Raw genomic sequence first — 6,381 nt, 5'->3', positions numbered from 1 at the left:
CGAAGGGCGACCTCTTTGCTACAACAGCCTGATTGATCAGGCTTACCCGTGGTGCCGGCACCAGGAGTCGAACCCGGGACCTACTGATTACAAGTATATCAAATAAAGCTTTCAATACAATAACATACATACAATCATCCTATACGCTCCCCTTTTCCCGCCTGTATAAACAAGAGCTTAGACAAGCATCCTATGAATTCATGGCCTACTAAGCCATGCCTGACCGTAAGCCACTTGAATTTTGCTAAACATTGTGCAAGCCTAGCCATAGAGTCGAAAGATTGCGAAGGTTGGGGTCAGGAAAAAACACTTTGTTTTCAGAGGGTTAAGTTCAATGATCAGTAGCTCGACCGCAATGTTCAGCCAGGTTCCATTTAGGACCTCTTTCGTCTATACTGAGCGACCGAGGCAGCAAAGGGTCTGCTTCGGATCAGTACAGCAGTGCTTTTAGATGGCTTTATGAAATAGCCAACACCCTCGAAACTGGAGAAAAATATGTCATACCATATCTACCTTGACGAAGATTGGGGTGTATACGACGAAGATTGGGGCGTATACTAAACTGTTGATCCAGTTAAGAGGGGCTTAGCGGCCCCTTTTTTGTGTCTGTACGTTAGAGAAAAGAGATGCTTGACTTTTTCGACCCATTGGTCTGCGAATTGGCAAGGGTCTGGAAAGACCATCCAACAGCCTACGTTACTGGTACCACAGGGAGCTTGGCTGCACTTCTCGCAGTATTCACGATCAGAAAACAACGAGAGTTGTCTAGAGAGAAGAATTCTTTAGATTTCCAAGTAACTTATAAACACAACGCAGAAGTTAATGGGTGTTGGAGAAAGGTTCGCAACATCGCAAACGATAAACTTGAGCAAGTTCGCCTTAGCCAAGTTAAAAACTCAAATGAAGAAAACGCCCTAGCTTTAAGCACAATATGCAATGAGTGGGAAAGATGCGCAAACGCCATAAAGAAAGGCGTATATGATGAGGACTTTCTTTATAGTGTTCATGCCTCTACAGTAATTGGGATTTACACTCAATTTCATACATACATTCATCAACGAAGAAAAATAAATCCAAAATTTTTTAACAACCTCATATGGCTTGCTAAAAAATGGTCAAAAAGGCGTGATAAAGAGCTTGCAAAGAGGAACCACGATAAAGAAATAATGAAAGCAGATATTGATCATGGAATAATCTTGACACATATCGAGAGAATACATTCAAAGCCCTCTCTGAAGCCTAACAAGGACTAACGTAGCCTCCGCTTAAACCACGCTGCGACTCGTGACAAATTGCCCCTGCCAACGTCGATCAAGCTCGGCATGGGCAATCAATGGGAACACTGGAATGCATAAATCCGCATAAAAAGCTGACCAGCCAAAATCGCCCCAAGCCCCAATAGTGGTGCGGCCTGAGCCCAAGTGCATGAGTACATAATTTCTGACCCATTTAGTGCGCGGGCGGGGCGGGGTGCTGACGGCGCGCCACGGGTCACAACTCGGGGCTTGGCAGGGCTAAAGCTCGCAGCTCAGGCATGAAAACGCCGCCCAGCGGACGGCATGAGACCAAGCTGCAACCTATTCACTTCATGACTTTCACCGTTCAAGGCTCGTTCGGCTTCCATGACAGCTTAGTACTTTACGCATTGGTAGAGACCGCGAAGGATGTCCATTTCACTGGATGTATGAGATTTAACCTCAACAGCCGAGCATCTCTGGCGAGTCTGAAAAAAACGTCGAGCCGATCTCCGGAGCCTAGAAGACGCTCTGGTTCACGGCGCGGGATACGCTTCTCCTCGACAATTTCAGGATGTGCGAGGAAATACTCCTTCATCTTCTTGTGCTCAGGCTTTCCGCCATACCGGTATATCCCGCCTTAAGGCTTAGCTCATGGTTGTGGTCGATCTGCCAAGGACTCAGTCCCAGCTCTGCCAGCACGCTATCCCAGCGGGGATAAGAGAAGACAGCCTGCTGCGCTGCTGGAACAAGGCGGCTCTGGTTCTCCTTGGTCACCTCTACCTCAAGATACTTTCTGCTGGCAAGATCTCGTTTTCGCTCACCCTCAAGCGCATTGATGATGAGCGCCGCGACCTGCTCGGCACGCTAACCAATGAATCATCGTCTCGCCCCAGTGTAGAGAGTCGAGTATCGGCACATTAGAATGCGCGTTTTCATGATCAGAAGTGGGCACACCATGGCACAAGAAAACAGCGAACCTATTGAAAAACCTCGAGGAGGGTTGCGGTTGAGCTGGAGCATCATCATTGCGGCATTAGTGGCATTGGCCCTTCTCGTACTGCCATGGCTTGCCTACGTTGCCCACTTTGGTGAGCTTGACGTCTCCAATGATCAAGCCTACTGGGCCCAGCTTGGCGACTACATCGGTGGCATCACGAACCCTGCGCTCACTTTCGTGACGTTCCTTGCATTGCTCTGGACGATACGTATTCAGCAGTCGGAGTTTGCATTGACGAGAACGGAACTGAGTGAAGCTGCAAAGGCCGCTAAAAAGCAAGCCGACCACTTTGAAAACGAAGCCAAAAAGCTAGACATTTACAGAGTAATTGAAACGCTATCCACAAGAGCCAATAAGACGATAAACAATCAAAACATAATAGACAAATACGCCTTCGGCCATTACATACACCATGAAAATAAGACTCAAGTGGAAAAACTCTTAAAAGAAAGATACAGCAGCTCACACCATTTCGAACTCAGAAACACCATTGACTTTATAGCTTCAGACCTAGACCGCCTTAAAGAGGCACTTATTGCGTATTCAAGGCTAGCTGATTCTGGAACGGATTCACTTTTAATTCGTTTCTACCAAGAAGAATACAAGGATACAGCAATCTTTTTGACAGCATTAGATATACCAGGCAGCCAAAGATTGCCTGGATTTTATACCCATCCATTCTTTGCCGAATACACTTAGGCTGAATAAAAAATGAGAAACAAACCTTGGACCCGTGACGAGCTCATTCTGGGGCTGGATCTGTACTACAAAATCGCTCCCTCTCAGTACCACCGCACCGAGCCCAAGATCATCGAGTTGAGCCAGCTCCTGGCCGCGATCCCTGCACTCGATGGAGAATTCAGAAACGAGAATTATCGTTCCCCCTCGGGTGTGGCAATGAAGCTGGCGAACATCGCCTACATCGACCCTGACCGAAGCGGTGGGCTACGAGGTGGTGGCAGCCTAGATAGGCAGGTCTTCGAAGAGTTTTCGATAGATCAGGAGCGTTTGCGAGAAATCGCCACCGCCATACGCAAGGCCCTGGAAAGCGACGAGCCTTTGCCGCCACCAACTGGCAACGAAGACGATGAAGGAACCGAAGAAGCGACTGAAGGCCGGATCCTGACCCGGCAGCACAAACAGCGTGAGCGTAACAGAAAGCTCGTCAAAAGGAAGAAAGCCAAGGTGCTCAAGGAGAAAGGCACCCTAGCCTGCGAAGCCTGCCATTTCGACTTCGAAGCAGCGTATGGCCCACATGGCGCCGGCTTCATCGAGTGCCACCACACCCAGCCCCTGCACACCCTGACGCCGGGCAGCAAGACGAAGCTGGAAGATCTCGCACTGCTGTGTGCCAACTGCCATCGCATGGTTCACGCCAAGCGCCCATGGCTCACGATGGACCAACTCAAAAAACTGGTGCAGCCGGGAAATGAATAATTTGTTACCTGCCGGGTCTCGAGATTTTCTACGAAAGCCGTCTGCGTGGCGTCGAGATCGTCACTCTCACGGATGCCAACCACACCCCTGCCGGCGTACTCACTAATCGCCGCAAAGGCAGTCGCGACAATATCGTGCGTTGGTATCCGCGACTCACTGCCGCCTGGACAGCGGCAACCGATCGGCGTGCCGCGATCTGGAAAGAGAAAGGCCGGATCCTGCCCATGCACCCCGAAAGCCGCCCGCTAATTGTCGCGGCCGATGGGGGCGAGCTGAAAAAAAGTAGCTTGGACACCGCCTGGCAGCGGCTCATCAAGCTGGCTATCGAAGAAGAGATAATCGAGGCAAGCCAGCGCTTTGGCCTGCATGATTTAAAGCGTCGAGGGATCACAGATACCAAGGGAACTCGACACGATAAGCAGGAAGCCAGTGGCCACCGTTCAGCTGCGATGTTGGATGTCTATGACTTGAGCATACCGCTAGTAAATCACCCTGAGCAGGAATAACTTATTGGTCCACACAAAAAAACTAAACGCTCTCATGCTTATTAAGCACAACAAAAACAAAAACTCAGACAATGAGTTTAGAGAAATTACTATTGCTAAAAAACACAATCAAACTGAAACTTTATTTAAACAGCAATTTTTTTAAAACATGAAAAAGTCATTAGCTTTACTATTCTTGCTTTCAACTGGATGCGCCTCGCCTCCAGAAAGTGGAGATTATCCTAGCTTCTCTCCTACAGAAAATTATTCAATAAAACATGAGACACATGGCTTAGTTACAGGAGGAGCAACTTTAGAAGACATTGAAAAAGAAATAAAAAAAATGACAAACGAATGCAAACCCATATTAACTAATTTTGAGGAATCATCAAAAAAAGGGGCCTTGCTAGGCTTTACGATTTCTGCTGCAGGCCTTATCGCAGGAGCTGTGGTCGCGCCTGCTTTAGTTGCCGCCAACCCTAGTGCCAATGCGGCTTGGATAGCTGCATTAAGTGGGTTCGGTGGTGCCACTAATTTACTAAGTGACAATTTGCAAAGTCATGGACTAAGTGGAACTTATGATGCTCAGAGCAGAAATAACATGATAGAAAGAATAAGAGAACACTTGAGAACTGTTTTTGACGGCTCAAAAGGACGTGAAGCACAACTAGCCGCTATTTCCCAAGCTAAAGCAGAATGCTATTTATATTTAATAACTGTGCCTTCACACACCCAGATCCCCAGCAAAGAAAACAACTAGGGGTTATCCAATGAGAACGACATATTTTATAGCAAGAGCCCTTTCGGCATTGAACAAAAACACCAGGTACGACTTACCTGGCATTACCCCTCCATTTGCAGCCGAACAATGGCCAGAAAATTCAAGCATTGACTGTAGTGGGTTTATTAACTGGTGCCTACGCTTTTCAGAAAGCAGAAAAGTAAAACATCCTTTATATGAGCGTACAAACGGCGGCTGGTTTGAGACATCCGCTATTTATGCCGACGCAAAGTCTCCTGTAGGCTATTTTACGGAAATCAAAGAAGCCGTCTCTGGTGCGCTACTTGTTTACCCAGACCAGGTAAAAAGCGGATACAAAAGAGAAGGGCATATAGCGATCATTTTGCGATCGCATGGAAAAAACATAAGTGATATTGAAAAAATAATTCATTGCTCAAACGGAGCTTACAAAGCAGATGGAGACGCAATAAAAGTAACAGACCCTCAGGTTTTTTTAAAAAACACTAAAACTATAATTGTTTGGTTTGACGGTTTGCAGCCTTAATCATAACGATCCAACAGAAAAACAACCAAATATTAGTAAAAACAAAATGGACATAGAAAAATTAACTACAGCAGCTGTAAGCTTAACAAAAAGCCCTTTAGGCATTCTAGCCCTATTCATCGTGCTAATCTATGGTTTTGCTGCTTTAGTTGTAGGCTCAGAAAACAATAACCTAGAGGACTTAAAACCACTAATTTACTTTATGCTAATTTTCCCCCACTTTGTTTTTTTTGGTTTCATTTGGCTCGTCGCCAAGCACCATACTAAGCTCTACGGACCATCCGATTATAAGCATGAAAGCAATTTTATTGCTTCTCAATACTACACTATTGCTTCGTTAGCAGCTGCTTCTGTAAAAAACTCTTACATTTATTCATCCACTTCAAGCAATGTCAATATAAAGAGAATCGTCGACTCGGTTCTCAACAACTACAAAAAACAAGACAAGCCTGAGGCTAAAAAAATAATTTGGATTGATGATAACCCAAGTAACAATATCTACGAGCGTGAGGCTCTCGAGTCACAGGGAATCACTGTTGATATTGCAGATAGTTCAGCCAAAGCTTTAGATATGATAAGCAGGAACAAATATTCTTTGGTAATTTCTGATTTAGACAGAGAAGGAAACCCTAAAGAAGGATTTATTTTACTAGAAAAATTGCGTTCGGGCGCTTATTTGACACCCTTTTTGTTTTACACAGGATCTGCAACAGAAAATTTGAAAAATGAAGCGATATCAAAAGGAGCTGACGGTCTAATTGACAGACCACTTGAGCTGTTCTCACAAGTCATGAAAGTGTTGGGATCAGTAAAATAGTTACGCTAAGTGTTACGTTTATCACAAAAAAAAGCCGCCTCGAAGGGCGACCTCTTTGCTACAACAGCCTGATTGATCAGGCTTACCCGTGGTGCCGGCACCAGGAGTCGAACCCGGGACC

At 46.1% G+C, this 6,381-nt stretch carries 8 protein-coding genes; all 8 read left to right on the top strand.

Annotated features, from left to right (window positions below; all coding sequences use genetic code 11):
- The first annotated feature begins 626 nt into the window (after positions 1-626).
- The 8 genes from F568_RS23700 to F568_RS0121685 all read left to right on the top strand — a co-directional run bounded on the left by F568_RS23700 (position 627) and on the right by F568_RS0121685 (position 6,260).
- Positions 627-1,253 (top strand): DUF4760 domain-containing protein, encoded by a 627-nt coding sequence (locus tag F568_RS23700; RefSeq protein ID WP_019020848.1) that lies wholly within the window; start codon positions 627-629, stop codon positions 1,251-1,253.
- A 636-nt stretch (positions 1,254-1,889) separates the two neighbouring features.
- On the top strand, positions 1,890-2,159 hold the full coding sequence (locus tag F568_RS0121715; protein WP_019020847.1) for a hypothetical protein: 270 nt from the start codon (positions 1,890-1,892) through the stop codon (positions 2,157-2,159).
- Positions 2,160-2,193: 34 nt separating this feature from the next.
- Complete coding sequence (locus tag F568_RS0121710) at positions 2,194-2,934, top strand: hypothetical protein (RefSeq protein ID WP_156817546.1); 741 nt, start codon at positions 2,194-2,196, stop codon at positions 2,932-2,934.
- Positions 2,935-2,946: 12 nt separating this feature from the next.
- Complete coding sequence (locus tag F568_RS0121705; protein WP_019020845.1) at positions 2,947-3,672, top strand: HNH endonuclease; 726 nt, start codon at positions 2,947-2,949, stop codon at positions 3,670-3,672.
- Between the two features lie 134 nt (positions 3,673-3,806).
- The gene (locus tag F568_RS0121700; protein WP_211213473.1) at positions 3,807-4,178 is read left to right on the top strand and encodes a site-specific integrase; all 372 of its coding nucleotides are present in this window, start codon (positions 3,807-3,809) and stop codon (positions 4,176-4,178) included.
- A 148-nt stretch (positions 4,179-4,326) separates the two neighbouring features.
- Positions 4,327-4,917, top strand: coding sequence for a hypothetical protein (locus tag F568_RS25195; RefSeq protein ID WP_156817545.1), 591 nt, complete (start codon positions 4,327-4,329; stop codon positions 4,915-4,917).
- Between the two features lie 10 nt (positions 4,918-4,927).
- A complete protein-coding gene (locus tag F568_RS25190) occupies positions 4,928-5,443 on the top strand; it encodes a hypothetical protein (RefSeq protein ID WP_156817544.1) in 516 nt (171 codons plus the stop codon).
- Positions 5,415-6,260, top strand: coding sequence for a response regulator (locus F568_RS0121685; protein ID WP_156817543.1), 846 nt, complete (start codon positions 5,415-5,417; stop codon positions 6,258-6,260). Before F568_RS25190 ends, F568_RS0121685 begins: the two co-directional genes overlap by 29 nt.
- Positions 6,261-6,381: the final 121 nt, after the last annotated feature.

The organism is Modicisalibacter luteus DSM 23508, assembly GCF_000378505.1.
Taxonomy (GTDB): domain Bacteria; phylum Pseudomonadota; class Gammaproteobacteria; order Pseudomonadales; family Halomonadaceae; genus Modicisalibacter; species Modicisalibacter luteus.
The sequence above is the reverse complement of the archived record's forward strand: the minus strand, read 5'-3'. Positions and strand labels throughout refer to the sequence as shown.